Source organism: Coprococcus intestinihominis, from assembly GCF_040096555.1.
Taxonomy (GTDB): Bacteria; Bacillota; Clostridia; order Lachnospirales; family Lachnospiraceae; genus Coprococcus_A; species Coprococcus_A intestinihominis.
On record NZ_JBBMEK010000464.1, the window covers coordinates 1 to 1,123 of the forward strand.

At 35.0% G+C, this 1,123-nt stretch carries 1 protein-coding gene; it reads right to left on the reverse strand.

Features of this window, described 5'->3' with window-relative positions; all coding sequences use genetic code 11:
• The coding region (locus WMO25_RS18230; RefSeq protein ID WP_349086657.1) for a DUF2075 domain-containing protein at window positions 1-1,017 on the reverse strand (1,017 nt) is incomplete at its 3' end.
• Window positions 1,018-1,123: the final 106 nt, after the last annotated feature.

Below are 1,123 nucleotides of genomic sequence, written 5' to 3' on the forward strand. Positions count from 1 at the left end.
CTGCTCTGTTGTGAGAATCTGATTTTCATCAAACATTACCACCGTCACACGAGCTCTATCTATAATGTCTTTCAACTGATTTTCACCTCGATATGACTGTTTGCCTTGTGTAAGAAGCAAATGTGCTTCATCAACAAATGCCACATCGATAGGAGCGTTTTCTGAATGATTATTGATAAAAGTCGTGGGTTTACTAACAACCTTCCCATATTTTTCTTTCAACCCAAGCTTCTCTGCTATTTGCTCATATACTATAATCTGTTCATCATGATTAACCAACAACTGACATTTTAATGCTTTATTACTCTCCTCTGCCTGACAATATAATTCATAAAATGTACTGCTAGTTAAAACAGTCTTCCCCGTTCCAGCTTCACCATCAATAAAAATTAGTTGCTTCGTTTCTTCTTTTTCAAGTGCCTCAGAAACTTTTTGAATAATAAGTTCCCTTGCCTTTTCCTGTTCTTTAGTTAGTTTATGAAGTGGTGACGCTTTATATATTGCTGAATCTTTTATTGCACTTTCTGTCGGAAATAAATTCTTATTTTCTTTTCTGAGTCCTCTCCAAATTTTGCCGAATATTTCGTCAAATTCTCCCATTGGATAATAACTTGTCTGCGGATTATCTCTTAAATTATATACACGTTTCACACGCTCTACGCTCATCATATAATGCATTAAGCGATTCTCTATATCGAGCGTTAACGATTTATTGAAATGTTCATGACCTATAATAAAAAGGCTTGCATCTTTTTTCGACAATTTACTCTGCCATCCTGGTTGATTTAAAGCAGCATCATAATGCTGCCGTGTTCTCTTAAAAATATTATTTGTCTCCCCAACATATACCTCAAACGCTCCAGAATCCTGCCAATTATGAATATAAACTGTAGGAAAATTCATTATAATAGCCTGCGTTTTCTCATCCTCTGCAGGCAATGATACTGTTTCAAAAAAATCCAACGCTTCTCGATTATCTCTAATTTGTTTAATAATTGGTTTTGCCACACTACACATTTTCGTTAGCCTCTCTTTGGTTATATATCTTAACTAAGACTTCCCATACCTAAAATGGGCTTCGCACCTTGAAAATTCAATACTTCAGCTAACAAAATAGCGATTT